The sequence below is a fragment of the Geobacillus sp. WSUCF1 genome (genome assembly GCF_000422025.1).
Lineage (GTDB): Bacteria > Bacillota > Bacilli > Bacillales > Anoxybacillaceae > Geobacillus > Geobacillus zalihae.
In genome coordinates this window covers 1-517 of sequence record NZ_ATCO01000143.1, presented here as the reverse complement: position 1 = coordinate 517, position 517 = coordinate 1, and the positions used below count along the sequence as shown (strand labels likewise).

1 protein-coding gene is annotated in these 517 nt (G+C 39.1%); it reads right to left on the bottom strand.

The annotated features are described in order from the left end of the window. On the bottom strand, positions 1 to 411 hold a 411-nt coding region (locus tag I656_RS0116430), incomplete at its 3' end, for a GNAT family N-acetyltransferase (protein WP_033006392.1). Between the last annotated feature and the right edge of the window lie 106 nt (positions 412 to 517).

Sequence of the window (517 nt, the reverse complement as noted above, 5' to 3'; positions counted from 1 at the left end):
GAATCCGAGTGTTTCATACAGTTTCATTGCTTGATTTCCTGCATATACACGCAAACGAACCTCTGAATATCCATCTTGTTTCAAATGTTCGATGCCGGCTTCTATTAATTTCCTTGCCATTCCCTTTCCTCTAAATTCTTCTAACACAAACAATTCGTAGATAAATCCATATATTTTCTCAGTGAGCGGGTCTTGGCTTGCTCCGATTAAAATCCAACCCATGAGATGATTGCCTTCCGTTGCGATCAAATAATAGCTCCCTTTCTGCAATAATGGCTCAATCAGTTGTTTGGCTTTTTCATCTGACGGTTTTGCCTCGCCTAATGTGCCATCGAATAATGCTTGTGGTGTGAGTGGTGAACTACCCCCACTTAATTTTCTATATAAGTTGAAACTTTGTTTTACATCCAGTAGAGCGCCCGCTGCATTCTATCAAAATGACTTGTTATGAAGGAAAACAGAATCGAACAATCGGAAAATCTTTATTGCAACTTATATAGCGAAAATTTGAAGTGGG